At 70.3% G+C, this 25,249-nt stretch carries 25 protein-coding genes; 14 read left to right on the forward strand and 11 right to left on the reverse strand.

All coding sequences use genetic code 11. From position 1 onward, the window contains the following. Complete coding sequence (locus tag JKJ07_RS33325; RefSeq protein WP_498370759.1) at positions 1 to 2,952, reverse strand: alpha-L-rhamnosidase; 2,952 nt, start codon at positions 2,950 to 2,952, stop codon at positions 1 to 3. Between the two features lie 216 nt (positions 2,953 to 3,168). On the opposite strand from JKJ07_RS33325, the gene JKJ07_RS33330 reads away from it, so the two are divergent. Continuing rightward, complete coding sequence (locus JKJ07_RS33330) at positions 3,169 to 4,065, forward strand: helix-turn-helix transcriptional regulator (RefSeq protein WP_202995880.1); 897 nt, start codon at positions 3,169 to 3,171, stop codon at positions 4,063 to 4,065. Positions 4,066 to 4,305: 240 nt separating this feature from the next. Here the strand turns inward: JKJ07_RS33330 and JKJ07_RS33335 are convergent, their stop codons facing one another. The 5 genes from JKJ07_RS33335 to JKJ07_RS50375 all read right to left on the reverse strand — a co-directional run bounded on the left by JKJ07_RS33335 (position 4,306) and on the right by JKJ07_RS50375 (position 9,876). Continuing rightward, positions 4,306 to 5,532, reverse strand: coding sequence for a hypothetical protein (locus JKJ07_RS33335; RefSeq protein WP_202995881.1), 1,227 nt, complete (start codon positions 5,530 to 5,532; stop codon positions 4,306 to 4,308). Between the two features lie 68 nt (positions 5,533 to 5,600). After that, the gene (locus tag JKJ07_RS33340; RefSeq protein WP_202995992.1) at positions 5,601 to 5,921 is read right to left on the reverse strand and encodes a PadR family transcriptional regulator; all 321 of its coding nucleotides are present in this window, start codon (positions 5,919 to 5,921) and stop codon (positions 5,601 to 5,603) included. Positions 5,922 to 5,958: 37 nt separating this feature from the next. Further along, positions 5,959 to 6,597 (reverse strand): TetR/AcrR family transcriptional regulator, encoded by a 639-nt coding sequence (locus JKJ07_RS33345; RefSeq protein WP_236030291.1) that lies wholly within the window; start codon positions 6,595 to 6,597, stop codon positions 5,959 to 5,961. Next, complete coding sequence (locus tag JKJ07_RS33350) at positions 6,539 to 7,147, reverse strand: hypothetical protein (protein WP_202995883.1); 609 nt, start codon at positions 7,145 to 7,147, stop codon at positions 6,539 to 6,541. The genes JKJ07_RS33345 and JKJ07_RS33350 overlap by 59 nt, the downstream gene beginning before the upstream one ends. Further along, positions 7,144 to 9,876 carry a PEP/pyruvate-binding domain-containing protein gene (locus tag JKJ07_RS50375; protein ID WP_307834532.1) on the reverse strand — a complete coding sequence of 911 codons (2,733 nt, stop codon included), beginning with the start codon at positions 9,874 to 9,876 and terminating at the stop codon, positions 7,144 to 7,146. Before JKJ07_RS50375 ends, JKJ07_RS33350 begins: the two co-directional genes overlap by 4 nt. Before the next feature lie 27 nt (positions 9,877 to 9,903). Here JKJ07_RS50375 and JKJ07_RS33360 point away from each other — a divergent pair, with 27 nt between their 5' ends. From JKJ07_RS33360 to JKJ07_RS33380, 5 genes are all read left to right on the forward strand, one after another. Continuing rightward, positions 9,904 to 10,791, forward strand: a complete 888-nt coding sequence (locus tag JKJ07_RS33360) for a hypothetical protein (RefSeq protein ID WP_202995885.1) — start codon at positions 9,904 to 9,906, stop codon at positions 10,789 to 10,791. Continuing rightward, positions 10,788 to 10,937 (forward strand): hypothetical protein, encoded by a 150-nt coding sequence (locus tag JKJ07_RS33365; RefSeq protein WP_202995886.1) that lies wholly within the window; start codon positions 10,788 to 10,790, stop codon positions 10,935 to 10,937. The genes JKJ07_RS33360 and JKJ07_RS33365 overlap by 4 nt, the downstream gene beginning before the upstream one ends. Positions 10,938 to 11,075: 138 nt before the next feature. Continuing rightward, complete coding sequence (locus JKJ07_RS33370; protein ID WP_202995887.1) at positions 11,076 to 11,264, forward strand: hypothetical protein; 189 nt, start codon at positions 11,076 to 11,078, stop codon at positions 11,262 to 11,264. Positions 11,265 to 11,437: 173 nt separating this feature from the next. After that, entirely contained in the window at positions 11,438 to 11,809 is a 372-nt protein-coding gene (locus tag JKJ07_RS33375) for a VOC family protein (protein ID WP_202995889.1), read from the forward strand. Between the two features lie 100 nt (positions 11,810 to 11,909). Beyond that, complete coding sequence (locus tag JKJ07_RS33380; RefSeq protein ID WP_236030362.1) at positions 11,910 to 12,314, forward strand: DUF6010 family protein; 405 nt, start codon at positions 11,910 to 11,912, stop codon at positions 12,312 to 12,314. Here JKJ07_RS33380 and JKJ07_RS33385 read toward each other — a convergent pair. After that, positions 12,304 to 13,128 carry a helix-turn-helix domain-containing protein gene (locus tag JKJ07_RS33385; RefSeq protein ID WP_202995891.1) on the reverse strand — a complete coding sequence of 275 codons (825 nt, stop codon included), beginning with the start codon at positions 13,126 to 13,128 and terminating at the stop codon, positions 12,304 to 12,306. The two genes, JKJ07_RS33380 and JKJ07_RS33385, sit on opposite strands and share 11 nt — an antisense overlap. A 66-nt stretch (positions 13,129 to 13,194) precedes the next feature. Next, a complete protein-coding gene (locus JKJ07_RS33390; protein ID WP_202995892.1) occupies positions 13,195 to 13,563 on the reverse strand; it encodes an FKBP-type peptidyl-prolyl cis-trans isomerase in 369 nt (122 codons plus the stop codon). Positions 13,564 to 13,669: 106 nt separating this feature from the next. Here JKJ07_RS33390 and JKJ07_RS33395 point away from each other — a divergent pair, with 106 nt between their 5' ends. The 5 genes from JKJ07_RS33395 to JKJ07_RS33415 all read left to right on the forward strand — a co-directional run bounded on the left by JKJ07_RS33395 (position 13,670) and on the right by JKJ07_RS33415 (position 17,725). Further along, positions 13,670 to 14,572, forward strand: coding sequence for a lytic polysaccharide monooxygenase auxiliary activity family 9 protein (locus JKJ07_RS33395; protein WP_307834533.1), 903 nt, complete (start codon positions 13,670 to 13,672; stop codon positions 14,570 to 14,572). 121 nt (positions 14,573 to 14,693) lie between these two features. After that, a complete protein-coding gene (locus tag JKJ07_RS33400) occupies positions 14,694 to 14,933 on the forward strand; it encodes a hypothetical protein (protein ID WP_239092504.1) in 240 nt (79 codons plus the stop codon). Positions 14,934 to 14,947: 14 nt separating this feature from the next. Further along, the gene (locus tag JKJ07_RS33405; protein WP_202995893.1) at positions 14,948 to 16,342 is read left to right on the forward strand and encodes a DUF4331 domain-containing protein; all 1,395 of its coding nucleotides are present in this window, start codon (positions 14,948 to 14,950) and stop codon (positions 16,340 to 16,342) included. Beyond that, positions 16,339 to 16,689, forward strand: coding sequence for a phospholipase (locus JKJ07_RS33410; protein ID WP_202995894.1), 351 nt, complete (start codon positions 16,339 to 16,341; stop codon positions 16,687 to 16,689). The genes JKJ07_RS33405 and JKJ07_RS33410 overlap by 4 nt, the downstream gene beginning before the upstream one ends. Positions 16,690 to 16,726: 37 nt before the next feature. After that, positions 16,727 to 17,725, forward strand: a complete 999-nt coding sequence (locus tag JKJ07_RS33415; RefSeq protein ID WP_202995895.1) for an AraC family transcriptional regulator — start codon at positions 16,727 to 16,729, stop codon at positions 17,723 to 17,725. A 1-nt stretch (position 17,726) separates the two neighbouring features. On the opposite strand, the gene glgC is transcribed toward JKJ07_RS33415, so the two are convergent. Further along, positions 17,727 to 18,959 (reverse strand): glucose-1-phosphate adenylyltransferase, encoded by a 1,233-nt coding sequence (glgC, locus tag JKJ07_RS33420; RefSeq protein WP_202995896.1) that lies wholly within the window; start codon positions 18,957 to 18,959, stop codon positions 17,727 to 17,729. A 133-nt stretch (positions 18,960 to 19,092) separates the two neighbouring features. Between glgC and glgA the strand changes: the two genes are divergently transcribed. Together glgA and JKJ07_RS33430 are read left to right on the forward strand one after the other, a co-directional pair. Beyond that, positions 19,093 to 20,292, forward strand: coding sequence for a glycogen synthase (glgA, locus tag JKJ07_RS33425; RefSeq protein WP_307834534.1), 1,200 nt, complete (start codon positions 19,093 to 19,095; stop codon positions 20,290 to 20,292). 21 nt (positions 20,293 to 20,313) lie between these two features. After that, a complete protein-coding gene (locus JKJ07_RS33430) occupies positions 20,314 to 21,930 on the forward strand; it encodes a glycoside hydrolase family 10-like protein (protein ID WP_202995897.1) in 1,617 nt (538 codons plus the stop codon). On the opposite strand, the gene JKJ07_RS33435 is transcribed toward JKJ07_RS33430, so the two are convergent. Further along, complete coding sequence (locus tag JKJ07_RS33435; RefSeq protein WP_202995898.1) at positions 21,917 to 22,780, reverse strand: SDR family NAD(P)-dependent oxidoreductase; 864 nt, start codon at positions 22,778 to 22,780, stop codon at positions 21,917 to 21,919. The genes JKJ07_RS33430 and JKJ07_RS33435 overlap by 14 nt on opposite strands. 59 nt (positions 22,781 to 22,839) lie before the next feature. Between JKJ07_RS33435 and JKJ07_RS33440 the strand changes: the two genes are divergently transcribed. Next, on the forward strand, positions 22,840 to 23,748 hold the full coding sequence (locus tag JKJ07_RS33440; protein WP_202995899.1) for an AraC family transcriptional regulator: 909 nt from the start codon (positions 22,840 to 22,842) through the stop codon (positions 23,746 to 23,748). A gap of 987 nt (positions 23,749 to 24,735) precedes the next feature. On the opposite strand, the gene JKJ07_RS33445 is transcribed toward JKJ07_RS33440, so the two are convergent. Continuing rightward, positions 24,736 to 25,230 (reverse strand): GNAT family N-acetyltransferase, encoded by a 495-nt coding sequence (locus JKJ07_RS33445; RefSeq protein ID WP_202995997.1) that lies wholly within the window; start codon positions 25,228 to 25,230, stop codon positions 24,736 to 24,738. Positions 25,231 to 25,249 lie beyond the last annotated feature (19 nt).

Consider the following 25,249-nt stretch of genomic DNA (forward strand, 5'->3'; position numbering starts at 1 on the left):
CTATCGGTTTTCGGAGGAGAGGAGGGTCTGCAGGCGGGCGGCGAGCTGGTCGCCGCCGGGGATGAAGCCGTGCGCGGTGGCGGCGCCGGCGAGCTCGGTGGCGGGGGCGCCGAGGTAGCGTTCGAGCCGCTCGGCCAGGTCGGCCTCGTCGGTGGCCACGCCGGCCTCGGCGGCCAGGGCGACAACCTTGTCCCAGCTGGGTTTGTGGTCCATCAGCTGCCGGATGCTCGGCTCGGCGGGCCTCGCGCTTTCTTGCCCGTACGGGTCCTGCACGGTCCACTCGTGCCGCCCGTGCGCCACGGTGATCGGCTCGTCGCTTCCCGGCACGTGCACGGTCGCCGACGCGCCCACCGGCACCACCACGGTCAGGCTCAGCTCACCGCCGTCCCGCGTCCAGGCCACAGAGGCTTCCCCGTACGGGGTGAGGTGCCGGGCGGCCGCCCGGGTGAGCTGCCCGGTCGGCAAGGGCCGGACCTCGATGCTGCGGTAGCCGGGCTCGGCCGGGGCCAGTCCGGCCACCCGCCGATGCAGCCAGTCGGCCACCGCACCCAGCGCGTAGTGGTTGAACGAGGTCATCTCGCCCGGGTTGATCGAGCCGTCCGGGAGCATGCTGTCCCAGCGCTCCCAGACCGTGGTGGCGCCCATCGTCACCGGGTAGAGCCAGCTCGGCACGCCGGTCTGCAACAGCAGCCGGTACGCCAACTCGGGCTCGCCCGCGTCGGCCAGCGCGTCGGTCATCAGCGGCGTGCCCACGAACCCGGTGCTGATCCGGAAACCGGCCACCCGGACGAGGTCGGCCAGCCGCTGCCCGGCCTGCTTGCGCTGGTCCTCGGTGGGCAGCAGCGCCCACTGCAGGGCCAGGGCGTACGCGGTCGGGGCGTCGCTGAGCACCCGGCCGCCGTCGGTCACGTACTCCCGGGCGAACGCGGCCCGCACCCGGCCGGCCAGGTCGCCGTACTCGCGGGCCACGTCACCGTCGCCGACCGCCAGCGCGGCCTGGGCCACGACCTCGGCCGAACGGGCCAGGTGCGCGGTGGCGATCACGTCCGGGTCGGCCTTGGCCCGGAACGGGTCGGCGGGCGGGGCCGTCGGGTCGAGCCAGTCGCCGAACTGGAAGCCGCCCGCCCAGAGCAGGCCGGGGCCGGCCAGCGCGGCCATCTTGTCGACCCAGGCGCGCATGCTGGGCAGCTGGCGCTCCAGGATCCCGCGGTCACCGGTGCGCTGATAGATCACCCAGGGCACGATCGTGGCGGCGTCGCCCCAGGCCGCGGTGGCCGGTCCGGGCTGGCGCAGCACGTCCGGCACCACGTACGGAACCGAACCGTCCTTCTGCTGCTCGGCGGCGAGGTCGGCGAGCCAGTTGGTCAGGAACCCGGCCGAGTCGAACAGGAACGAGGCGGTGGGCGAGAAGACCTGAATGTCACCGGTCCAGCCGAGCCGCTCATCACGCTGCGGACAGTCGGTCGGCACGTCGACGAAGTTGCCCCGCATACCCCACACGACGTTCTCGTGAAAGCGGTTGAGCAACTCATGGTCACTCTCAAACCACCCCGTACGCCGGAGATCCGACCCGACGACGACAGCCTCGACGTCCGCCGCTTCCAGGCCGTCGACCCCGGTCACCTCGGCATAGCGGAAGCCGTGGAACGTGAAGTTCGGCTCGAGGACGACTTCCTCTCGGCCGTCGAGGATCCACTCGTCGGTGGCGCGGGCAGTGCGCAGCGGGCGAACACCCAGCTCGCCGTCCTCCAGCACCTCGGCGTGGCGGATGACGACTTTGTTGCCCTTCTGGCCGCCCCGGACTCGGAGCCGGACCCAGCCGACCACGTTCTGCCCGAAGTCGACCAGCGTCTTGCCCGACGGCGACTTGAAGACCTCGACGGCGGGCAGGACGTCAGTGACCCGTACGGGCGGGCCGTCCGGCGCGACGAGCAGGCTCAGGTCGGCATCGATCACGTCGACCGGCGACTCGGCCCCGAGCTCGCGGCCCAGGTCGACGCGCTGACCGTTGTAGATGTCGTCGACGACGATGACACCCTCGCGGGCGGTCCACGAGCCGTCGGTGGCCAGCGTGTGCACCCGGCCGTCGGCCGTCTCGACCTCGAGCTGGGCCAGCGCGGCGAGCCGATCGCCGTACAGGCTGTGCTGGTTGCGGAAGCCGAGGTAGCCCCGCCACCAGCCGTTGCCCAGGTTGATCTCGACCCGATTCTCGCCCGGGGTGACGAGGTCGGTGACGTCGTACGTCTGATAGCGCAGCCGGTGCTGGTAGGCCGTCCAGCCAGGAGTGAGCACCTCGTCGCCGACCCGGTGGCCGTTGATGGTCGCCTCGTAGAGACCGTGCGCGGTGATGTAGAGGCGGGCCTTGACGACGTCGCCGGACAGGCCGAGCGCGCCCGTCAGAATCGGGGCGGGGCCACCGAAGGCGCCGATCTCACGGGGGCTGACGAAGCGAGCCGTCCAGTCGGCGGGGTCGAGCAGCCCGGCCTCGACCGTCGCCGGCTCACTCCACTCGCTCCAGCTCACGCCGTCGCTTCCAGCCACACTCGGGCTCGCGTCGGCCGCCGGGCTGTTGCTCGCGTCTGCGGCCGTGCCCCGGGCGGCGCCGCCGGTCGGACCGGCGACCCGGACCCGTACGGTGGCCGCCTCTCGGCTTTTGAGCGGGGCGGCGGGCCACGGCACCAGCACCTGGTCGGCCGACTCGGTCTCGAAGACCTCGGTCTCGGCGCCGCGGGTGAGTTCGAGCTGGTAGCGGGTCTGCCGGTAGCCCTCGGGGGCCTGGGCGACCTGCCAGGAGAGGCGGGGAGTGGGCGTGCCGAGGCCAGTCATGCTGCCGTGATGGTGTTCGAACCGTAGAGCCTGGGGGGCGTTAATGTCCGGCATGTCACTCCTGTTGCTTTTACCGTTTTTGTGCGTGAAACGATTCAAGAACTGACGGGGCAAAGACGCGGTCATTTTGTTTCGGTTGAGTGGCGAGAACGTTTCGCCGTGCCCCCGATCCTGCGTTTCGGTGTGGCCCACGACATAGCCCGAGATGAACCGGAGATAGCACGAAATTCACCTGCGGCCGGTTCACCCGGTTGAATCCTTAGCCGTAGACCAGGCCGCCGGCCCACCGCCACCACCGTTACGGCCCTTGGGCGATGTCCGCGGCAGGGCCTACGGTGAGGCATGACCGACGATCCCCCGGTCGAGAACACCCGGACGTTGCTGCACTTCTTCGACGGTTCGGTGGCCTACGCGGGCCACTACCTGCACGAGGGCCTGCATCCGGTGCACACGCACAGCTTCGTCGAGATCGCCGTCGTGATCTCCGGGACCGGCGTGCACCACAGCCTGGCCGGCCGGCAGGAGCTCCACGTGGGCGACGCGGTGCTGCTCAGGCCGGGCGTGTGGCACGGCTACGAGGATTGTGAACACCTCGACCTGTACAACTGCTGCTTCTCGACCGAGCTGCTGCAGCGCGAGCTCGCCTGGACCAGGCAGGACCCGCAACTCGGCCACCTGCTGTGGACGGGGCCGTATTCGGGTCAGCGCCGCGGCATCCTCTACACGCACCTGCACGACGACGCCTTCACGGCCTGCCTCGAACACCTCGACGGCCTGCAGAAACTCCGCGCGCTCCCGGCCACGGAATATCGCGGCGACGTGGTCGGCCACCTGACCCTGTTCCTGAGCGGCCTGGCCCGGGTCGTGGCCGGCACCGACACGCTCTCCGGCGGCGCGGCCGGCACCCACGCGGCGGTGCTGGACGCGATGCACATGATGGAACATCGCCCGGCGTACCAGTGGACCCTGACCGAACTGGCCGCCGAGCTGCACCTCGCCCCCGGCTACCTGGTCCGCCTGTTCAAGGCCGCGACGGGCCTGCCACCGATGGCTTACCTGTCCCGCTTCCGCGTCGAACTGGCCGCGGCCCGCCTGCTGCACACCGACCAGCCGATCAACCGCATCGGCGAGTCGGTCGGCTGGCCCGACCAGAACTACTTCGCCCGCCGCTTCAAGTCCCACTACGGCCTGAGCGCCTCGACCTACCGCACCCGCTTCGCCCGAGCCAACAAAACCTGACCCGTACGCACTCAGCCCACCGGACCCGCGTCCTGCACACCGGATGCCGGACGCTGTCCACCGGCGGCCTCGCGCCCTGCTCGCCAGGCCCCGCTCCTGAAACACCGGGCCGCGCCCTGCTCGCAAGGCCCCGCGGCCGGCTCCCCAACCCCGCGCCCTGCTCGCCGGGCTCCGCTCCTAGACACCGGGCCGCGCCCTGCCCACCAGGCCCCGCGGCCCGCTCTCCAGCCCCGCGCCCGATCAGCGGCGGCCCGCGTGGGACGCCTTCGCGGCTCGCAGCAGCTCCGGGCTGTGCGGCAGGGCCGCCAGCAGGACAGAGAGCGCGACGAACCCGGCGCCCACCAGCCACAACAACAAATATGCGGGCTGGCCGATCCACTCCCACAGCTGCGGACCGGCGGCCGACGGCCAAAGATCGCGCGACGACGCGACCGCCGAGATCGACGCCGGCATCGGCAGCAGCCACAGCAGCACGCCCACGCCGAACGGCAACACCACAGCCAGCCGGGCCGGGTGATCGGGCCGGCCCGTGCGGCGGCTCGCCCAGCCGAACACCAGAAACGCACCCACCGCGGCGGCCAGGCCACCGATCGCGCCGCCGGCCCACGCCCCGGCCGGCATGGTCCGTTCGACGGTCACCGACACCGACGGCTCCTGATCGAAGGAGGCCGGGTTCAGGTCCAAAGTCAGCGCCAGGCCGTCACGGGCGGCCCGGAAGCTGACCCACGGGTAGCAGACTTCAGCGCCGCAGCCGTCCACTTCGGTGCGGGTCGGGGCGCGCACTGCCCACCCGGCCGCGGCCAGCCGGGCGCCGGCGTGAGTGGCCAGCCTGTCCAGGTCGGCATCGCCGGGCAGCCCGCCCGAGCCACCCGCCGTCGCCGGCCGGTATTCGCCGCCCCGGCCCAGCAGCAGGTCGTCGGCGTCCGCCCAGCGCAGTTCACGCCCCTCGAACGCGAACGGCGAAGAAAGCGCCGGCTCGACCGGCCCCACATCGGACTCGGGCGCGACATCGGCCAGCAGCGCCCGCGTCTCCGCCGCGCTGGGCAGCGGGGCCGCGCTCCACCAGCCCACCCAGGAGCCGGCCGCCGCACCGAGAACGCCCGCGACCACAGTCGCCAACACCGCCCACCCCACCACCGTGCGGCTCGCAGGCCGCCCGAGCCGGGTCCGCAGGCCATGAACGATCAGGTTCGCAATTTCCCGTACGGACGGGCGGCGCCCTTCGGCCAGCATCGGCTCGAGCAGCTCCTCGCCGTGACGCCGCCGATAGTCCTTCGGATACGCGACAAGCAGCCACCCGGACGCCATCGGGCCACCGGCACCGCCGGGGATCATCGGCGAGACCGGCCGTCCGTTCCCGGCGCCCGGGACCAGGCCGTTCCCAGAGTCCCCCGTCAGCCCGTCCCCCGCGTCCGCCATCAGGCCGTCCCCCGCGTCCGGCGTCAGCGGGTTTCCCGCGTTTGGCACGAGTCCGTCCCCCACGTCCGGCACACGGCCGTCCCCCGCCGGCGTCAGCCCGTTCCCCGCGTCCGGCATCAGGCCACCCCCGGCCGCAGGGTGCCGAGCCGCTGTTCGGCCGCGGTGGCGAGTTCGCGCAGCCGCACGGTCTCGGCCCGCAGCGCGGAGAGCCCGTCGGCGGTGAGCCGGAAGTAGCGGCGCCCCCGCCCGTCGACCAGTTCCTCGCGGTCAAGCACGACGAGCCCCTCGGCGGTGAGCCGTTCCAGCGCCGTGTAGAGCGTGCCGGTCAGCAGCTTGACCCGCCCGCCGGACACCGCCCCGACCTCCTGGATGATCCCGTAACCGTGCCGCGGCCCCTCGGCCAGCGCGGTCAGGATGAGAAAGGTCGGCTCCCGCATCGCTTTCATGACGCAGGAGCATAGGTAATTGATCAATCTATGGCAAGAACAGCAGATCGAGCTGGGCGTCCAACGCGGTCAGGGCCTGATCCGGGGTCATCTGGCCGCCCAGCAGATAGACGCCCAGGCCCTCCATCAGCGCGAGCAACGCCCCGGCCGAGGCCACCCCGTGCGGGTCGGGCAGCAGCCCGGCGACGAACTCGACCAGCTGCCCGGTGCCCGGTCGCAAGCCGGCGCCGGCCTCCGGGCGTACGGCGGCGTAAGCCAGGAAGGCCAGCGCCACCCGGCCGTCGTCGCGGGCCGTGCCCGAGAGCGGCAGCAGGGCCGCGATCATGGTGCGCAGCAGGAGCCGGGGTGGCGGGTTCTCGCCCAGGCCGGCCACCGCCGTACGGATCCGGGTCTCGGTGCGGTCCATGACGGCGGCCAGGGCGAACGCCATCATCTCGTCCTTGGTGTGGAAATAATGCTGCACCATCCCCACCGACACACCCGCCGCCGCGGCCACGTGGCGCAGGCTCACGGCCTCCAGCCCCTGGTCGGCGGCCACCTTCATGAGCGCGTCGGCGATCAGGCGGCGGCGGGCGTCGTGGTCGACGATCTTCGGCATGGGCGGCGGCTCAGGCGGCGACGGCGTCGAGGTGCGTACGGGCGGCGCGGACCAGACCGTCGGCGTCATCGGCGTACAGGCGCAGTTCGGACACCGGCTCCCCCGGGCCGCGCGGCACGTCGAAGGCCAGGGGGCGGCGCAGGCGGACGTCGATGCTGGTCTGGCTTCCGACCACGATGTGCAACGCTCCGTCCTCGAACTGCACCGCGCGGCTCGACGGCATCGAACGATAGCGCTTGCCGATCGACTCGATGTCGGACCATGGCACGGTCAGCTCGATGCCAGGGCCCATCCGCACCCGCAGCCCGTCGCCGAGCAGCAGGTGCGGGTGCCGGATCAGGCCGCCGAGGAAGCCGAGCATCCACAGCAGCCCCCACACGCTGATGGCCAGCATGATCCAGCGGGCCGGCCTCCACGGGACGACATGCTTGATGATCAGGTCGAGCACCGGAATCTCCACGATCGACAGCACGAGGAAGACACCCAGGATCGGCTTGACCACCCCGAGATACCCGTACGCCTGACCACCGTGCAACTCGACCGGCCGGCGCGTGACCCACAGCGCCAGATTGCGCCAGGTCGCCGCCTCGGCCGCCACGGCGCGACGAAGAACGCTCATCGTGATCCTCCCTGAACAGTGACCGTGCCGGCGGCCGCATCAACCGTGACGATCTGACCCGTACGCAGGTGCCGGGTGGCCCCGGGCACGCAGATGACGGCGGGTATGCCGTACTCCCGGGCCACCGTGGGTCCGTGCGCCATCACCGCGCCGGTCTCGGTGACAAGCGCGGCCGCCGTGAGGAACAGTGGCGTCCACCCCGGATCGGTCGTCGCCGTGACCAGCACTTCGCCGGGTTCGAGCCGAGCAGTGGCCGGATCGTGCACGACGCGTACGGGCCCGGTGGCCCGCCCGGCCGACGCGCCGACCCCCTTGAGCGCGCCAGGATCCGCGGGCGCCTCGATGACCGCTTCGACGTCAGTGCCGTCGGAGAAAAGCGCCACCGGTACGGATCGGCGCCGGCACTCCCGCTCGTACCAGGCACGCCGCTCCGCCACGACCTCCCGCAGCCCGCCCACACCCGCGTCTGCCCTGCTCAGCGCGTCGTCGGCTTCGTCCAGCGTCAGGAACATGATGTCGTCGGCGCTCGCCAGCACCCCGGCCGCCGCCAGATCGGCCCCGGCCGCGAGCAGGTGCCGCCGGAGCTCGGCGAGCCGATAGAGCCCCGCGAACTTCCCCGCCTCCCGCAGACCGGCCAGCCGCCGCGCCCGCCCGAGCAGAAAAATCGCAACCCTTCCCCGTACGGGTCTCCGCCGCCGAGCCCGCACGCCAAGCTCACGCAAAGTCGCCTCGGCTTGCTCGGCGGCGCGCGCAAAACGCACATCCGGCGCCTGCTCAGGATCGGAAACGCGCATCAAGGTGGCCAACGCCGCCCGGACCGGCGCCGGATCCTCCGACCACCGCGGCACCCCCAGGTCGACCTCAGCCGCCGCCCGATGCCCGTACACGCGCAGAAACTCAGTCAGATCGGCGTCGTCGGCACTGGTAGCCGCCCGAGCGACCGCCCACAACGCAAGGTCCATCTCGATAGTCACGTTGTGCGGCATCCCGGCCAGCACCGCATGAATCTCCCCCGGCCGCGCCACCTCCCCCAACAGCCGCGGCGGCAAGGCACTGGCCAACATCCCCGCCACAATCGGCCAAATGATCGCGTCGGCGCCGCCACCCCGCTCATCGTGCTCGCGCACCAACGCCAGCCGCTCACCCACACTCAGCTCGCGCCCATCATCCGCCGACTGCCGACGAATCCGCTCAACCTCCGCCTGCAAACGAACACGAGCCCTGTCGGGATCAACCAACGCCCCCACCACACCCCGAACAGCCCGCCCCACCGCCGGCACCCTCCGCCCCGACCGCCCGTCCCCACCCTTCCGCGCGCTCCCGCCCGCCCGCACACTTTCGCCCAACTGCGCGACGTCGCTCGACTGCGCGATGTTGCTCGACTGCGCGATGTTGCCCAACTGCGCAGCTTCGCTCGTGGGAGTGCGCTCGCTTGATTGCGCGGTATTGCTCGACTGCGCACCGCCGCCCGCCCGCGCACTGCCGACCGACTGCACGGAGTTGCTCGTATGCGCGCCCCCGCCCGACCCCGCACCCTCGGCCGCCCGCGCACTTTGGATTGGCTGCGCGGAGTTGCTCGATTGTGCGCGTCTGCGCGACCGCCGGCGTTGGGGGGCGAAGCGTGGATCGTTCAGGACGTGGCGCATGACGGCCTGGGCGCGCGGGCCGAAGTCGACGGCCATGAGGGGGATCAGGCGGCGGCGGGCGATCGGGTCGCGAACGAGGTCGCTCATGTCGCCGTAGAGGCGGCCGCCGATGTCGGTGATCTCGACTTTCAGGCCGAGTGGCGCCAGCATGGCCCGGATCAGGTCTTTCAGCGTGGCCATGCCCATCGGGGTGACCGGCTGCAGCATGCCCTGCACATGACCGAACTCCAGGTAGACGCGCGGCGGCCCCTCGGTCTGCGGCGGCTGCGCGAAGAGCGTCGTGATCGGCCGGGACTGCAGGATCCACAGCTGGCCGTCCTTGTCGATCGCCCACTCGACGTCCTGCGGCGCCCCGAACAGGGCCTCCAACCGCTCGCCGACCTGCCGCAACGGGTCGTTGCCGTCGAGCACTCGCCGGTCGACGTCGGTCGTCCCGCCGACCACCGCCTCGGCGCCGGCCCCGGATTCGACGAGCATCTCGGCGCGGTTGCCGGTGACCGGGTTCGCGGTGAACAGCACCCCGGCCGTCTCCACCGCAACCATCCGCTGCACGACAACACCCATCTCAACCCCGGGGTCTCCAACCTCCGCGGGTGCCGCACGCTCCCCGACGACCGTGGAACGCGAATCGCTCACCGCATAAGCCGTTGCCCGGGCGTTGCCGGCGGAGGCGCGGCACCTTTCGATCGCGGCGAGCAGCTCCTCGGGGCCGTGGACGTCGAGGACGGTGTCGAACATTCCGGCGTAGCTGGCGTCGGGGGCGTCCTCGACGGCCGCGCTCGAGCGCACCGCCACCGGGCCGGCGCCCAGTTCCTCGTACGCGGAAAGGATCTGGGAACGGTCGAGCGGCCCGGCCGTCACGCAGAACCCGGTGGGCACCCGCTCCGCCGCCCGTAGCAGGGCTCCCAGGTTGACGGCTTTGCCCCCGGCCTGCGCCAGCATGTCGGCGGTGACGTCCCGCAGATCGACGATCGTCATCGGCCCTCTCCGTTTCGCAATACGACTGCATTGCAAAGGTAGCCATTTTCCAATACGACCGCAACGTAAAATCATCGTCCCAATTCGTGACAGAGCCGGAACCACGGACGAGTCCGGATCGTCTGAACGGACATGACTCGTCTCCGCGGCACCCTGATCGCCGCCGCCGTTCCCCTGTTCCTGCTCGCTGCCTGCGCGCAGCCCGGCACCACGGCCGGCGCGCCCGGCTCCGACGCGCCCGAGAGCGCCTCCGCCTCCCCCCAGAGCGGTGACGACCTCGTGGCCCGGGTGGAGTCCTTCGGCGGTTTCGTCCCGCCGGACAGAACCGTCGGCGCCCTGCCGGCGCTCAGCGTCTACGCCGACGGCCGAGTGATCACCGAGGGCCCGGTCCCGGCGATCTATCCCGGCCCCGCCCTGCCCAACCTGCAGGTTCTGACGCTCTCCGCCGAGCAGGTCCAGCAGATCGTCAAGGAGGCCGCGGCCGCCGGGGTCAAGCCCGGCACCGACTTCGGCCAGCCCAACGTCGCCGACGCCCCGACCACCCGGGTCACCGTCAAGACCGACCAGGGCGTGCAGTCGGTCAACGTGGTCGCGCTCAACGAGGCCCAGGCCAAGGACCCGATGCTCACCGCCGCGCAGCAGACGGCCCGGTCGACGCTGGCCGCCTACGTCAAGAAGCTGCAGGATCTCTCCTCGGGCGACGGCTACACGGCCTCGAAGCCGTACGAGCCGACGTCGCTGGCCGTGCTGGCCCGCCCGTGGACCAAGCAGAGCGGCGGCGAGCCCGCGCAGGCCGACGCCGCCTGGACCGGCCCGGCGCTGCCTGGTGACTATCTCAACCCCGCCATCAAGATCGGCTGTGTCGTGGTGACCGGCGCCGACCTCGACAAGGTGATGACCGCGGCCAAGAAGGCCAACCAGATGACCCCGTGGACCGCCGACGGGCAGAAATATCTGATCAACTTCCGGCCGCTGCTGCCCGACGAGAAGGGCTGCGCGGAGTTCAAGGGGAACCGATGACTCCTCTCGGAGAGCCGTTCGATTCCGGCCGCGACGCGGTCGCGGGGGACGACGGGATCGATCGCGGGCCGGAACGGGCCGAGTCCGTTCCGGCCCGCCAGGGCTGCCGCCCCGCCCAGACCGCCCCACGCGAGCCCCGACGTTGAAAGATCACCGGGCCGTGACGGGGGCCTGCTCGCGAACCACCCGGTCGATGCACCGGTCGGGCACCAGCCACAGCAACGCCCCGGCGCTGTCACAAATCGCGCCCCGAGACGGTCTTCTCGTGCGGGAGAGGAGCCACCATGTCCGTCATCACCAAGACCCACGCGCTCACCGTGATCCGCCGCGCCTACGGGCCCGACTACGCCGAATCCGTACGGGAGAAGCTGCCCGACCGCCTCGACCTCGAGGACCCGGCCGACACCAAGATCCTGTACGACCTGGGCCTGACACCCGACCGTCTGATCAGCGCGCTCGGCGGCGAATACTGACGGCTGTCACACCGGCCGCCGCCACCCGGTCACACAGGCATGGCTGACATCGGGCCCCGCACTGTGCCGCCCGGCCCGCCCGCGATCACGGCCGACGACCGCTCGGCCGGGGCCTTCGGTGGGCACCAGCATTGAGGACGAGAGGTGACCTGAATCGGGCCTAGGGTGAGCGCATGGACATGAAAATCGAGCTGATTCCCGTGCCGGTGACCGATGTGGACCGGGCCAAGGCGTTCTACGAGAAGGTGGGCTTCCACGCCGATCACGATCATCGCGTGCAGGAGGGGTTGCGGTTCGTGCAGCTGACCCCGCCCGGCTCGGCGTGCTCGATCGTGATCGGCGACGGCATCACCGAGAAGGCCCCGGGCACGCAGGAGATCCAGTGCGTCGTGGCCGACGCCGAGGCCGCGCGGGCCCGGCTGACCGAGGCCGGCATCGAGGCCAGCGACGTCGACAAGCAGCCCTGGGGCAATTTCGTCTACTTCCGTGACCCCGACGGCAACAGCTGGTCGCTGCAGGCCATCGAGGCGCGCCCGAACGGCTGACCTGGCCGGATTCAGTCGGCATCTGGCAATCGATCCCCTTCTGGGCCACCGGCCGGCGCTTCTACGCTTTCCACCTCACACGCTCGCATTGGTGGAAAGCATGCTTCGCTACGTCATACCGGTGGTCATCGCACTGGTCTTCATCGCCGTCAACAGCCTGATCCCCGAGCCGCACCGCCGCACGTTCAACGCGCTTCTCATCGCGGGCGCGGGTGGCACCTACATCAGTGGCGGCTCGTTCGGTCTCGGGGAGCTGGCATTCTCCGCCGTCATGCTCGCGGTCGCCTACTTCGGGCTGCGCTCCTGGACCTTCATCGGCATCGGCTGGCTCCTGCACACGGCGTGGGACATCCTGCACCACCGGCGCGGCGCTCCCCTGATCCCGTCGCTGCACGACTCCTCGTTCGGCTGCGCCATCTGCGACCCGGTGATCGCCATCTGGTGCTTCACGGGCGGTCGCTCGATCTTTATGAAGAGCAAGCCGAAAGAGCAGGTCAGGGCGTGAGCTCGGCCTCAATGGTCTTGCGGGTGGCCTCGGGGTCGAGCGACTGCTCGGCCACCTGGTCGAACAACGAGCGGTAGTGGGCCACCTCGGCCGGCTGCTTGAGCATCTGGCTGGTCGGCCGCAGGCCCTCGACGAAGACCACGTTCAGCTCGCCGGCCTGGTGAAACTCCAGGATGGTGGTCGACATGCGGAGCACGGAATGCCCGTACGGGAAGAGGCGGACCGTCACGTTCGGCCGCTCGGACAGGGCCAGGACGTGGCGCAGCTGGTCGTCGCGGACCGCGCGGCCGCCGATCTGACGGTGGATGACCGACTCGTCGAGCAGGGCGACCAGCTGCACCGGGCGGTCACCGGCGAGGCGGCGCTGACGGGCCAGTCGCAGCGCCACCGCGCGATCGGCCCGGGCCGCCGAGCGGGTCATGGCCAGCACCGCCCGCATGTACGGCTCGGTCTGCAGCAGGCCCGGGAACAGCATCGGCTCCCAGGTCAGCACGGCCGACGCCTCCGACTCGAGGCTCACGTACGAGTCGGGGCCGACCAGGTCGCGATACTCGGACCACCAGGCGCGCTGCCGGGCGGAACGGGCCAGGGCGAGCAACGCCTCGCAATAGCCGCGGTCCCTCACCCCGTACAGGGAAAGCAGGTCTTTAACGTCGCGCGGGGTGACCGTGACCCGGGCCGTCTCGATGCGGGTGACCTTGGCGGCGTGCCACTCAAAGCGCTGCGAGACCTGCTCCTGAGTCAGACCCGCCGACTCGCGGCACCTCTTGAGCTCGGCCCCGAGGCGCCGGCGACTCAGCGTTGGTCCGGCCACCGAGCAATGGTAGAGCGCTGCTCGAAGGCGCGTGGCGCCGCCCCGGGAGCGGCGCCACGCGTCGTCCTACTGAACGCCGAGCAGGTCCACGACGAAGATCAGCGTCTCGTTCGGCTTGATCACGCCGGCCGCGCCGTTGGCGCCGTAGCCCAGGTGGGGCGGGATGGTCAGCTTGCGGCGGCCGCCGACCTTCATGCCGGTCACCCCCTGGTCCCAGCCGGCGATGACCTGGCCGCCGCCGAGCGGGAAGGCGAAGGGCTCGCCACGGTTGTAGGAGGCGTCGAACTCACGGCCGGTCGAGTGCGAGACGCCCACGTAGTGGACGTTCACGTACTGGCCGGGCTTCGCCTCGGGCCCCTCGCCGACGGTGATGTCCTCGATGACGAGGTCGGCCGGGGGCGCGCCCTCGATCGGGCCGACGTCGGGCTTGTCCATGGGGAACTCCATTTCGTTGACAGTCACCCCATGCAATCACAGGGCCGGTCACACCAGGTGGCCGAGGTGCTGAACGACTCGGGCGTGTTCTCCGTATTACCGGGACGTGAGAATCGATCGTCTGGCCGCCGGGGCGCTCGCGGTGGCCCTCGCCACAGCGCTGAACCCCACGGCGGCCCAGGCTCACGGAGCGCCGACGACGCCGATCAGCCGCACCGCGGCCTGTGCCGACGGCGGCGAGGAGACCGGCAGCGCGGCCTGCAAGGCGGCCCGCAAGGCCAACGGCGGCGGGTTCGGCAACTTCGACAACCTGCGCATCGCCGACGTGGGCGGCAAGGATCGGCAGGTCGTGCCGGACGGTCAGCTCTGCAGCGGCGGGCTCGCGCCGTTCAAGGGCCTCGACCTGCCGCGCGACGACTTCCCGGCCACCAAGGTCACCCCGGGCGAGAACCTCGCGATCAACTATCGGGCCACGATTCCGCACGCGGGCGAGTTCCGGATCTTCCTGACCAAGCCCTCGTACGATCCGGGCAAGCGCCTGACCTGGGACGACCTCGGCGCCAAGCCGCTCGCGACGGTCACCGACCCCGATCTCGACGACGGGGCGTACCGGCTCAAGGCGAAGCTGCCGGAGCGCACCGGGCGGCACATGCTCTACATCGTCTGGGAGACGTCCAAGACACCCGACACGTATTACTCGTGTTCCGATCTGGTGTTCCCGGCCGCGGCCAAGGCACCCGCCACGGTGACCCAGCCACCCGTCACAAAAGCGACAAAACCCCCGGAGAGCCCAGCGCCGCGAAAGACCAGCGCGAGGCCGGCACCTAAAGAAAGCGGAACTAGCGAGGCGCCAAAAGCCCTCAATCCGGTGAGCATTCAGAAGGACGACACCAGCAGCAAGGTGACGATGGGTCACTGGATCGTCGCCGGAGCGCTACTGGTCGGTTTTGCCGCCATCGCCTGGGCCAGCGCCGGAGCAATTCTCCGCAGAAGACGCGAAAACCGTTGAACCCCAACGGCTGACCCCTCGTACTGATGGGCGTCGACATCGCACACAGCAACTTCCCAGCCTCCCCCCAAAGGTTTCAGGAAAGGCCGAGATGAGCCGAGTTCGTTACGGTCAGCGAGGCGTGAACCGCCGCCGTGTCCTGGCGATCGCCGCCACCGCCGGTGTGGGCGTCTCCGTGGCCGGCGTGGCCGGGCTGAGCCTGGCCGGCGAGAACGACGAGACGCCGAAGGGCGCCGGCCCGCTGGTCCTGTCGCTGCGCGATGCCGAGAAGGGCACGTTCGACGTGTTCGTCGGCGGCTCCAAGAGCACGCTCACCGACAAGAAGCTCGCCGCCAAGCTGCTCAAGTCGGCCAAGGCCTGAGGGGAGACAACACCGTGTCATCACACCGCGAGGCCCCCGAGATCAGCAAGGATCCGGTCGCCGACAGCTCCGACCTGTACGCGTTCGTCAGCCCGGACGCTCCGGACACCGTGACGATCATCGCGAACTACGTCCCGCTGCAGCTCCCCGCGAGCGGCCCGAATTTCTTCGAGTTCGGCGACGACGTGCTCTACGAGATCCACATCGACTCGAACGGGGACGCGCGCCCCGACCTGACGTATCAGTTCCGGTTCCGCACCGAGCTGCGCAACGACAAGACGTTCCTCTACAACACCGGCCCGATCGACGCGCTCGACAGCGAGAACTGGAATCGTCGCCAGTTCTTCTCGGTGACCAAGGTCGATTCGTACGGGAAAAGCACCGTGCTGGCCAAGAAGCTGCCCTGCCCGCCGTGCAACGTCGGCAAGCTGTCGATCCCGGATTACGACGGCCTGGCCGCCGACGCCGTGGCCAAGCTCAAGACCGGTGAGAAGGTCTTCGCCGGCCAGCGCGCCGACGCGTTCTTCGTCGACCTGGGCGCCATCTTCGACCTGGGCACGCTGCGCCCCTTCCAGGACAAGCACCTGGTCGGGCAGACGCTGTTCAACTACGCGGGCAAGGCCGTCAACGCCACCGACAAGCTCAACGTGCACAGCATCGCGATCCAGGTGCCCCTCAGCGCCGTACGCCGCGACGGCAAGAAGAAGGTGCGCGGGCGCGACCCCGAGGCCGTGATCGGCGTGTGGACGTCCGCCAGCCGCCGCCAGGTGCAGGTGCGCAACGGCGACAAGAAGAACGACGACGTCGTGGTCGGCCCGCAGGTGCAGGTCTCCCGGCTCGGCAACCCGCTGTTCAACGAGGTCATCGTGCCGATGGCCGAGAAGGACAAGTGGAACAGCCTGTCCCCGGCCGAGGACAAGCGCTTCGCCCAGTTCGTCGAGAAGCCCGAGTTGCAGACGCTGCTGCCGGTGCTCTATCCGGGCCTGTTCGACAAGCTGGCCGCCCGCGACAAGACCGGCAAGGCCCGCGCCGACCTGGTCGCGATCCTGCTCACCGGCATCCCGGACGGCATCATCGAGAACTTCCAGAACAACACGGGCGAGGTGCAGGCCGACATGCTGCGGCTCAACACCGCGATCCCGCCGGCCAAGGAGCCCAACAAGTTCGGTGTGGTCGGCGGCGACCTGGCCGGCTTCCCGAACGGGCGGCGCATCGCCGACGACGTGGTGTCGATCTCGATCCGGGCCATCGCGGGTGTGACCCTGCCGCTGGTCGAGAAGGACTTCGAGCCGGACGCCGCGGCCGCGCTGGTCGAGCAGGGCCTCAGCATCAAGGACGCGAGCGCCGGCCTGCTCAAGAAGTTCCCGTATCTCGGCACCCCCTTCGACGGATTCGGTAACCCCTCATGAGCCACGAGCACAACGAGCACAGCTGGCACAGCATGACCCCGAGCGGTCAGGGCACGGTGATGCTCAACATCGGCAACGGCATCGGCGCGCTGATCATCAACACGCCGGGCCGGATGCACGGCCGCGAGATCGAGGTCAGCCCGGTCGACGACCCGGCCCGGCGCACGCACGCGGCCGTCCGCGCCCGCTACGTGTGGGGCGGCGTCTGCTACAGCGTCGTGCTCGACAGCCTGCCCGAGGGCCGCTACACGGTCTGGGACAACCCGGTCACGCCGCTCGGCGAGGTCGACGTGCCCAGCGGCGGCGTCGCCGATTTCACCTGGCCGGTGGCTGCCACCGTCGCCTAGACGGTGCCCGCGCCCGTTCGGGTCTAGTCTGGACGCCATGGCTGGCGGCCTGCAGACCCGACCGGACGTGTCCGCCCACTTCTCGCTCGCCACAACGGATGTCGACGAGGCCAGGGCGTTCTGCCGTCGCATGTTCTACGGTCCCCTCGAGGTGAACCCGGTCGGTGACCGGTCCGGGTTCGCCTTCCGGGGGGACGTCGTGTCGCTGGGCCCGATCACGGTGGGCGAGATCAGTTACGGCTGCGACATCCACGTCGCGATCGCCGACCTCGAGACGTCGTATCACGTGCTCGCGCCGCTCAGCGGCATGCTGCGGTCGCGGCATCGGGGCACCACGGTGCTGGCCGACGCGACCCGGGCCGCGGTCTATCGCCCCGTCGGCGACATCGACCTGGACTGGCCGGGCGACTGCCGGCTGCTCAGCGTCAAGGTCGAGCGGGGCGCCCTCGAACGCGAGCTCGACGCCGCCCTCGATCAGCAGGTGGTCACGCCGCTGCTGCTGGGCGACAGCTTCAACGTGATCGACGCCCCGGGCCGTACGTGGGTCTCGCTGGTGCGGCTGCTCTTCGGCGAGCTGCGCCGCGGTGACGGCCTCTCGGCGCAGCCGCGGATGGCCACCCGGTGGCGCGACATGGTGGTCAGCGGCCTGGCCTTGACGGTCGAGCACCCGTACGGCGAGGAGCCGGCCGGCATGCAGGGGCCGAACCGCCCGCGTACGGTGAAACGCACTCTGGACGCGATGCACGCCGAGCCGTGGCGCCCGTTCACCGCCACCGACCTGGCCTCGATCGCCGGGGTGGGCGTGCGCGTGCTGCAGGAGTCGTTCCGGCAGCACGTCGGCATGTCGCCGCTGACCTATCTGCGCCGATTACGCCTCGACGGGGTGCACGACGAGCTCTCCCGCTCCGACCCGTGGCAGGTGAACGTGTCCGAGGTGGCGTACCGCTGGGGGTTCACGCACCTCGGACGCTTCGCCGGGGCCTATCGGGACCGGTACGGCGTCTCCCCGTCGCAGACGTTGAGAGACCGCAAATAAACTACAGCTCCACCCTCTGTCCTTTGCCGATCACGACGACTCCGCCGTCCGAGACGGTGTAGAGCTTGCGGTCGCGGTCGAGGTCAACGCCGATCTGCGCGCCCTCGGGGATGACCACGTTCTTGTCGATGATCGCGTTGCGGATGACCGCGCGCCGGCCGACCGACACGCCCTCCATCAGCACCGAGCCCTCGACGTGGGCCCACGAGTTGACCCGCACGTTGGGCGAGATGACCGACCGCTCGACGAGCGAGCCCGACACCACGACCCCGGGCGAGATCATCGACTCGATCGCGCGGCCCTGCCGGTCGTCGTACCCGTGCACGAACTTCGCCGGCGGCCACGAGCCGTAGTTCGTGAAGATCGGCCAGTCGTGGTTGTAGAGGTTGAAGACCGGCTCGGTCGCGATGAGGTCCATGTGCGCCTCGTAGAACGAGTCGAGCGTGCCCACGTCGCGCCAGTAGCCGCGGTCGCGGTCGTGGCTGCCCGGCACCTCGTTGTCGCGGAAGTCGTAGACGTTGGCCTCGCCCCGCTCGACCAGCATGGGAATGATGTTGCCGCCCATGTCGTGCTTGCTGTCGGGATCCTGCGCGTCCTGCGAGACGGCGTCGATCAGCGCCCGGGTCGTGAAGATGTAGTTGCCCATCGACGCGTAGATCTCGTCGGGCGAGCCGGGCAGGCCGTCGACCTCCTTGGGCTTCTCGCGGAAGGCCCGGATGCGCTTGCCGTCCTCGGCCACGTCGATGACGCCGAACTGGTCGGACATCGACTTGGGCTGCCGGATGCCGGCCACCGTGACCGCGGCCCCCGAGGCGATGTGGTCGTTGACCATCTGCTTCGGGTCCATGCGGTAGATGTGGTCGGCGCCGAACACGATGACGTAGTCCGGCTTCTCGTCGTTGATCAGGTTGAGGCTCTGCCAGATGGCGTCGGCCGAGCCGGCGAACCAGCGCGGGCCGAGCCGCTGCTGGGCGGGGACGGGGGTGACGTAGTTGCCGAGCAGGGTCGACATGCGCCACGTCTTGGAGATGTGCCGGTCCAGCGAGTGCGACTTGTACTGCGTCAGCACCACCATCTTGAGGTAACCGCCGTTGGCCAGATTCGACAGCACGAAGTCGATCATGCGGTAGATGCCGCCGAACGGGACGCCGGGCTTAGCCCGGTCCGCCGTCAGGGGCATCAGGCGCTTACCTTCACCACCGGCCAGAACGATCGCAAGCACCTTGACAGCCATGGAAGGACGCTAACTTTCCGCCAGCCGGAGCGCCAGCCGAAGAAGGGAACTCGCCGCGGTTCCCGGCGACGGACAGGGTAACTGATCTTGGTCCCCGAGCGCGAGACTTCGGATCAGGGATTAGGCTGCGGTCGTGGCCGAGAGATTGCGCGTAGACCTCATTTCCCGCGAATATCCGCCGGAGGTGTACGGCGGCGCCGGCGTCCATCTCGAATACCTGACCCGCGATCTGCGCAACCTGGCCGACGTCCGGGTGCACTGCTTCGGCGGGCCCCGCGACGAGCCCGGCGTGACGGCGTATCCGGAGCCGGCCGAGCTGGCCGGGGCGAACGCCGCGCTGCGCACCATGGGGGTCGACCTCGAGATCGCCGCGGGCGCCGAGGGCACCGACATCGTGCACAGCCACACCTGGTATGCGAACTTCGCCGGGCACACGGCCAAGCTGCTGCACGGCGTGCCGCACGTCGTCACCACGCACAGCCTCGAGCCGCTGCGCCCGTGGAAGGCCGAGCAGCTGGGCGGGGGCTACGCGCTGTCGTCGTTCTGCGAGCGGGTGGCCATCGAGCACGCCGACGCGGTCATCGCCGTCTCCGGCGGCATGAAGCGGGACGTCATCACGGCGTACCCGTCGGTCGACCCCGACAAGATCAAGGTCGTCTACAACGGCATCGACACCACGATCTACGCGCCCGACACCGGCACCGGCGTCGTCGAGCGCCTCGGCATCGACCTCAACCGGCCCAGCGTCGTCTTCGTCGGCCGGATCACCCGGCAGAAGGGCCTGCCCTACCTGCTGCGGGCCTGCCGCTCGCTGCCGCCCGAGACGCAGATCGTGCTGCTGGCCGGCGCGCCCGACACCAAGGAGATCGCGGCCGAGGTCGAGGGCCTGGCCGACGAGCTGCGCGCGGCGCGCGACCCGCAGGGCGTGATCTGGGTGCAGGAGATGCTGCCCAAGCACGAGGTCGTGCAGGTGCTCACGCACGCGACCGTGTTCGTCTGCCCGTCGATCTACGAGCCGATGGGCATCGTCAACCTCGAGGCGATGGCCTGCGAGACGGCCGTCGTGGCCACAGCGACCGGCGGCATCCCCGAGGTGGTGGCCGACGGCGAGACCGGCCTCCTCGTGCCGATCGAGCAGGTTCAGGACGGCACGGGCACCCCGGTCGACCCCGACAAGTTCGTGGCCGACCTGGCCGCCGCGATGACCGAGCTCGTCAGCGACCCGGCCCGCGCCCGTGAGCTGGGGCTGGCCGGGCGCCGCCGCGCGGTCGAGAAGTTCAGCTGGGCCCGGATCGCCGAGGAGACCCTGGCCGTGTATCGGACCATTCTCTGACAACAGGGCACACTGGTCCCCATGCTCCGCCTCCCCCGCCCACCCGTGAAGCTGACCCTCGCCCTCGCCTCGGTGCTGTTCGCGACGGCGGTCCTCGGCGTCGGGCTGCTGCGAGCGGCCACCTACAAGCCGACCGCGGCGGCCGGCGCGCCCTGGCCGTCGGGCACGTCGGCGCCCGCCCCGGGCACGCCCGGCAAGTGCGGCACGGTGCCGGTGAAGGCGGCCCGCGAGCTGCGGGGCATGTGGCTGACCACGGTCAACAACATCGACTTCCCGAGCCGGCGGGGGCTGTCGCAGGCGCAGGTCAAGGCCGAATATCAGCGCTGGCTCGACCTGGCCGTGGCCCAGCGGCACAACGCGATCTTCGTGCACGTCCGGCCGAGCGGCGACGCGTTCTGGCCCTCGGCGTACGCGCCCTGGTCGGAGTGGCTGACCGGCAAGCGCGACGGCAAGTCGCCCGGCTGGGACCCGATGGACTACATGATCAAGGAAGCGCACGCCCGCAACCTGGAGTTCCACGCCTGGTTCAACCCGTATCGGGGCACCCAGCCGGGCCCGGTCGGTCCCGGCGCCGACTTCGCCAAGCTGGCCCCTAACCACCCGCTGCTCAAGCACCGCGACTGGGCGATCGCGCACCCCGCGGGCCAGAGCACGGCCCGGCTCTATTTCGACCCGGGCATCCCGGCCGCGCGCAAGTTCGTCGAGGACTCGATGCTCGAGGCGGTGCAGAAGTACGACGTCGACGGCGTGCACTTCGACGACTTCTTCTATCCGTATCCGGCCGGCGGCGAGTTCCCCGACGACGCCAGCTACGCGAAATACGGCGGCGGCAAGCCCCGCGCGCAGTGGCGCCGCGACAACGTGGACACGCTGGTCCGCGAGATGGACGAGCGGATCAAGGCGCTCAAGCCGTGGGTCAAGTTCGGGATCAGCCCGTTCGGCATCTGGCGCAACTACGCCACCGACCCCGACGGTTCGCAGAGCAAGGGCCTGGAGGCGTACGACGCGATCTTCGCCGACACCCGCAAGTGGGTGCAGCAGGGCTGGCTCGACTACATCGTGCCCCAGCTCTACTGGACGATCGGCTTCGACAAGGCCGACTACGCCAAGCTGCTGCCCTGGTGGACCAAGCTCACCAAGGGCACGAACGTACAGCTCTACATCGGCATGGCCGACTACCGCGTCGGCGAGGAGGGCGACTGGAGCGACCCGGCCATGCTCGACCGGCAGATGGTCCTGAACGACCAGTTCGGCGTGCAGGGCCAGGTGCACTTCAGCGCCAAGCAGATCCGGGCCGACCGGCTCGGGGCGGTCACCCGCTATCGCGACAAGCACTACGCCTCGCCGGCGCTGCTGCCCCGGATGGCCCGGCTGCCGGTCGAGGCGCCGCCCGCGCCGCGGCTCACCGGGGCCGCCCGCTTCGACAAGGGCATCCGGTTGCAGGCCACCACCGACAAGGCGACCAGCTGGGCCCTGTATCGGGTGGCGGGCGACTCGGCCGCGCTGGTGGCCACCGGGCGGGCCGGCACCGAGGTGGTCGATCCCGCGCCGCCCGCCGGCCCCTTGACGTACTGCCTCAGCGGCCTTGACCGCTCCGGCAACGAGGGGCCGATCAGCACGCCGCTCACCGCGTCCTGATCGCCTCTTCGGCCAGTTCCCACAACCGGTCGGCGGCGGCCGGGTCGACCGACCACTCGGCGACGCCGGTCATCGGCTCGGGGCCGCCCGGCACGACCTCGGCCTCCTGGTTGTCCTCGTCGAAATAGCGGCCGGTGACGCCCTCGAGCAGCGGGGACACGGCCAGCAGGACCTCGCCCGCGGCGCCCTGCTCGGCCGTCTTGTAGCCCTCGGCGTGGATCAGGTTGCCGTCGTCGTCCATCGCGCCCAGCGCCCGCATGGTCGCGGGGCCGAGGTGGCGCTGCAGGTTGGTGTGGATGCGGCCGGGCGCCATGGCGTTGGCCGCGACACCGGGACGGCGGCGGCCGAGCGCCACCGCGAGCAGCACCTCGGCCGCCTTCGACTGGCTGTAGGCGACCCAGGGGTCGTACGGGCGGCGGTCGAAGTGAGGATCGTCGAAGTCGACGCCGGCGCGCAGCTGGGCCCCGGAGCTGACCATGACGATCCGGGCATTTTTTGTCAGGCCGGCCCTGGTGATCAGGTGGAAGTGGCCGAGGAAGTTGGTGGCCAGCTGCGACTCCCAGCCGATCTTGGTGAGGCGGCGCTCGGGGACGGCCATGACACCGGCGTTGGCGATGATCACGTCGAGCTCGCCGGGTGCATACGCCTCGACCGAGTCCAGATCAGCAAGGTCAAGTTCCGCCCGTACGGGGGTGAGGACCTCGGCGCCGCGGTCGCGCAGTGCCGTCGCGGCCGCCAGGCCCAGCCCGGACGTGCCGCCGGTGATCAGGATGCGCTTGCCGGTGAGGTCGAGGCCGGCCAGCACCTCGGCGGCGGTGGAATTGGTGGTGAACGGGGTTCGGATCGTCATGACTCGAGAATGCGTCACCATTGCTGGACTCTGAATGGCTCAGGATCCAAGATAGTTGCGTGAGCGTCCACGCCGATCCCCTCGAAGACGTGCTGGCCCTGGTCGGGGCGAGCAGCAGTTTCTCGGCCGGGCTGGTCGCGGGCGGCGACTGGGCGGTCTCGTTCGCCCCGGCCGCGGCGGTGAAGTTCAACGCCGTACGGCGGGGAAGTTGCCTTCTGCTCGTCGAGGACACGGTCGTCGAGCTGAGCCCGGGCGATTGCTTCCTGCTGACCCGTCCGGTGCCGTTCACGCTGGCCAGCGATCTCAGCCTGCCCACGATTCCGGCCGGGGTCATCTTCGCCGGCGCCGACCTCGCCCGAGCCGGTGCGGGCGACGACGTGTTCCTGCTCGGCGGCCGGTTCGACTTCGGCGAGCGGGCCCAGGAACTGCTGCTCGACGCGCTGCCGCCGGTGGTGCACGTGCCCAGCGCGGCGGCGGGCGCGGTGCGGTGGGCGCTCGACCAGATCGAGGCCGAACTGCGCGACCGCCCACTCGCGGCGACGCTGGTGGCCGAGCATCTGGCGCTGGTCATGCTGATCCACGTGCTGCGGTGGCGCCTGACGGCCGCACCGCCGGCGACGGGGTGGCTGGCCGGGCTGGGCGACCCGGTGGTGGGTCCCGCGCTGCGGCTGATGCACGGACGGCCCGCGTACGCGTGGACCGTGGCCGAACTGGCGTCTCAGGTGGCGGTGTCACGGTCGACGCTGGCCGCCCGATTTCGCCGGGTCGTGGGGCAGGGGCCGCTCGACTATCTGACCCGCTGGCGGATCGAACTGGCGGCGGGGCGGCTGCGGCGCGACGACGGCACGGTGGCGGCTATCGCGCGGTCGGTGGGGTACGGGTCGGAGAGCGCCTTGAGTAACGCCTTCAAGCGGGTGACCGGGATGTCGCCGCGGGCTTATCGTTCTTCGCGCGCTGATCGCTCTTGAGCCGCCCGCTCGGCAGCCGTTCAACAAAGCCCCGACGTCGGCGAGCACCAGTCTCGCCTGACCTGTAAGTGAGTACTCACTCAACAGAAAACCGCCACCAGCCAGCGCACCCCCACCCGCCCAACGTTTGTAAGTACTCACTCAACAACGCCCCGACGTCAGCGAGCACCAGTCTCGCCTGACCTGTAAGTGAGTACTCACTCAACAGAAAACCGCCACCAGCCAGCGCACCCCCACCCGCCCAACGTTTGTAAGTACTCACTCAACAACGCCCCGACGTCAGCGAGCACCAGTCTCGCCTGACCTGTAAGTGAGTACTCACTCAACAGAAAACCGCCACCAGCCAGCGCACCCCCACCCGCCCAACGTTTGTAAGTACTCACTCAACAACGCCCTGACATCGGCGGGCACCAGTCTTGCCTGACCTGTAAGTGAGTACTCACTCAACAAAAAGCCGCCACCAGCCGGCGCACCCCTGCCCGGCCGATGTATGTAAGTACTCACTCAGCAGGACTCCGTGTTTGTGAGTACTCACTCAGGTCGCCGGCGTTGCACGGCGGGACTCGGATCGGACGCGACCGACAGGTCGGCCGGCTCGGCGGCTGTGGCGGGGGGAGAGAGCGGCAGCTGGAGCGGAGAGGTGGAGCGGCGGGAGTGGCGGGGGCGAGAGCGGCAACTGGAGCGCGAGAGCAGGAGCGGCGAAAGCAGAAGCGGCGAAAGCAGGAGCGGCGAAAGCAGGAGCGGGAACGGCGGCAGCGGGAACGGCGGCAGCGGCAACGGCGAGACCGGGAACGGCAACGGCGAGACCGGGAACGGCAACGGCGAGACCGGGAACGGCAACGGCGAGACCGGGAACGGCAACGGCGAGACCGGGAGCGGGAACGGCGAGACCGGGAGCGGGAACGGCGAGACCGGGAGCGGCGAGAGCCGTCGGCAACACCGGCACGGCGGCGATGACTGCGGTCGCGAGCAGGGCAGACGTGCGTCTTACCCCGTCGACAGGTCTGCGTACATGACGTGCAGGCCGACGCGGCCCTCGACCGGGTGGGCGAAGGCGCCGGGGACTGTGCCGATGATGGTGAAGCCGAGGCGCTCGTAGATGGCGACGGCCGGCTTGTTGGACTCGGCCACGGCGTTGAACTGCATGCCCGCGTACCCGTGCTGCTTGGCCCACTCGAGCGCGAACCGGCACAGCGCCGTGCCCACGCCCTGGCCGCGGCTGATCGGGGCGACCATGAAGCTCGCGGTGGCCACATGCGAGCCGGGGCCGGGCCGGTTGGTGCCGACCTTGGCCGTGCCCAGCACCTCGTCGCCGGCGACCGCGACCACCGTCTCACCCGGGGGCGCCTCGAGCCAGATCGCGCGGGCCTGCTGCTCGGTCATCGCGGGGTCGTAGGTGAACGTGTCGGCGGCGCGGACCACCGACCGCACGATCTCCCACACCTGCGGCCAGTCGGACTCGGTGAACTGCCGGATCAACACGATGCGCACGATACCCAGT

Origin of the sequence: Paractinoplanes lichenicola, assembly GCF_016785085.1 — a bacterium.
GTDB lineage: Bacteria > Actinomycetota > Actinomycetes > Mycobacteriales > Micromonosporaceae > Actinoplanes > Actinoplanes lichenicola.

What these genes read in the sequence shown, in the direction of transcription:
- JKJ07_RS33330 (WP_202995880.1), top strand. Translation starts at nt 3,169, where the DNA reads ATGACCGACGATCCCCCGGTCGAGAACACCCGGACGTTGCTGCACTTC.
- JKJ07_RS33435 (WP_202995898.1), bottom strand. Translation starts at nt 22,780, where the DNA reads ATGACGATCCGAACCCCGTTCACCACCAATTCCACCGCCGCCGAGGTG.
- JKJ07_RS33325 (WP_498370759.1), bottom strand. Translation starts at nt 2,952, where the DNA reads ATGACCGCGTCTTTGCCCCGTCAGTTCTTGAATCGTTTCACGCACAAA.
- JKJ07_RS33360 (WP_202995885.1), top strand. Translation starts at nt 9,904, where the DNA reads ATGACTCGTCTCCGCGGCACCCTGATCGCCGCCGCCGTTCCCCTGTTC.
- JKJ07_RS33380 (WP_236030362.1), top strand. Translation starts at nt 11,910, where the DNA reads ATGCTTCGCTACGTCATACCGGTGGTCATCGCACTGGTCTTCATCGCC.
- glgC (WP_202995896.1), bottom strand. Translation starts at nt 18,959, where the DNA reads ATGGCTGTCAAGGTGCTTGCGATCGTTCTGGCCGGTGGTGAAGGTAAG.
- JKJ07_RS33430 (WP_202995897.1), top strand. Translation starts at nt 20,314, where the DNA reads ATGCTCCGCCTCCCCCGCCCACCCGTGAAGCTGACCCTCGCCCTCGCC.
- JKJ07_RS33370 (WP_202995887.1), top strand. Translation starts at nt 11,076, where the DNA reads ATGTCCGTCATCACCAAGACCCACGCGCTCACCGTGATCCGCCGCGCC.
- JKJ07_RS33345 (WP_236030291.1), bottom strand. Translation starts at nt 6,597, where the DNA reads ATGACGCCGACGGTCTGGTCCGCGCCGCCCGTACGCACCTCGACGCCG.
- JKJ07_RS33415 (WP_202995895.1), top strand. Translation starts at nt 16,727, where the DNA reads ATGGCTGGCGGCCTGCAGACCCGACCGGACGTGTCCGCCCACTTCTCG.
- JKJ07_RS33375 (WP_202995889.1), top strand. Translation starts at nt 11,438, where the DNA reads ATGGACATGAAAATCGAGCTGATTCCCGTGCCGGTGACCGATGTGGAC.
- JKJ07_RS33390 (WP_202995892.1), bottom strand. Translation starts at nt 13,563, where the DNA reads ATGGACAAGCCCGACGTCGGCCCGATCGAGGGCGCGCCCCCGGCCGAC.
- JKJ07_RS33410 (WP_202995894.1), top strand. Translation starts at nt 16,339, where the DNA reads ATGAGCCACGAGCACAACGAGCACAGCTGGCACAGCATGACCCCGAGC.
- JKJ07_RS33350 (WP_202995883.1), bottom strand. Translation starts at nt 7,147, where the DNA reads ATGAGCGTTCTTCGTCGCGCCGTGGCGGCCGAGGCGGCGACCTGGCGC.
- JKJ07_RS33365 (WP_202995886.1), top strand. Translation starts at nt 10,788, where the DNA reads ATGACTCCTCTCGGAGAGCCGTTCGATTCCGGCCGCGACGCGGTCGCG.
- JKJ07_RS33340 (WP_202995992.1), bottom strand. Translation starts at nt 5,921, where the DNA reads ATGCGGGAGCCGACCTTTCTCATCCTGACCGCGCTGGCCGAGGGGCCG.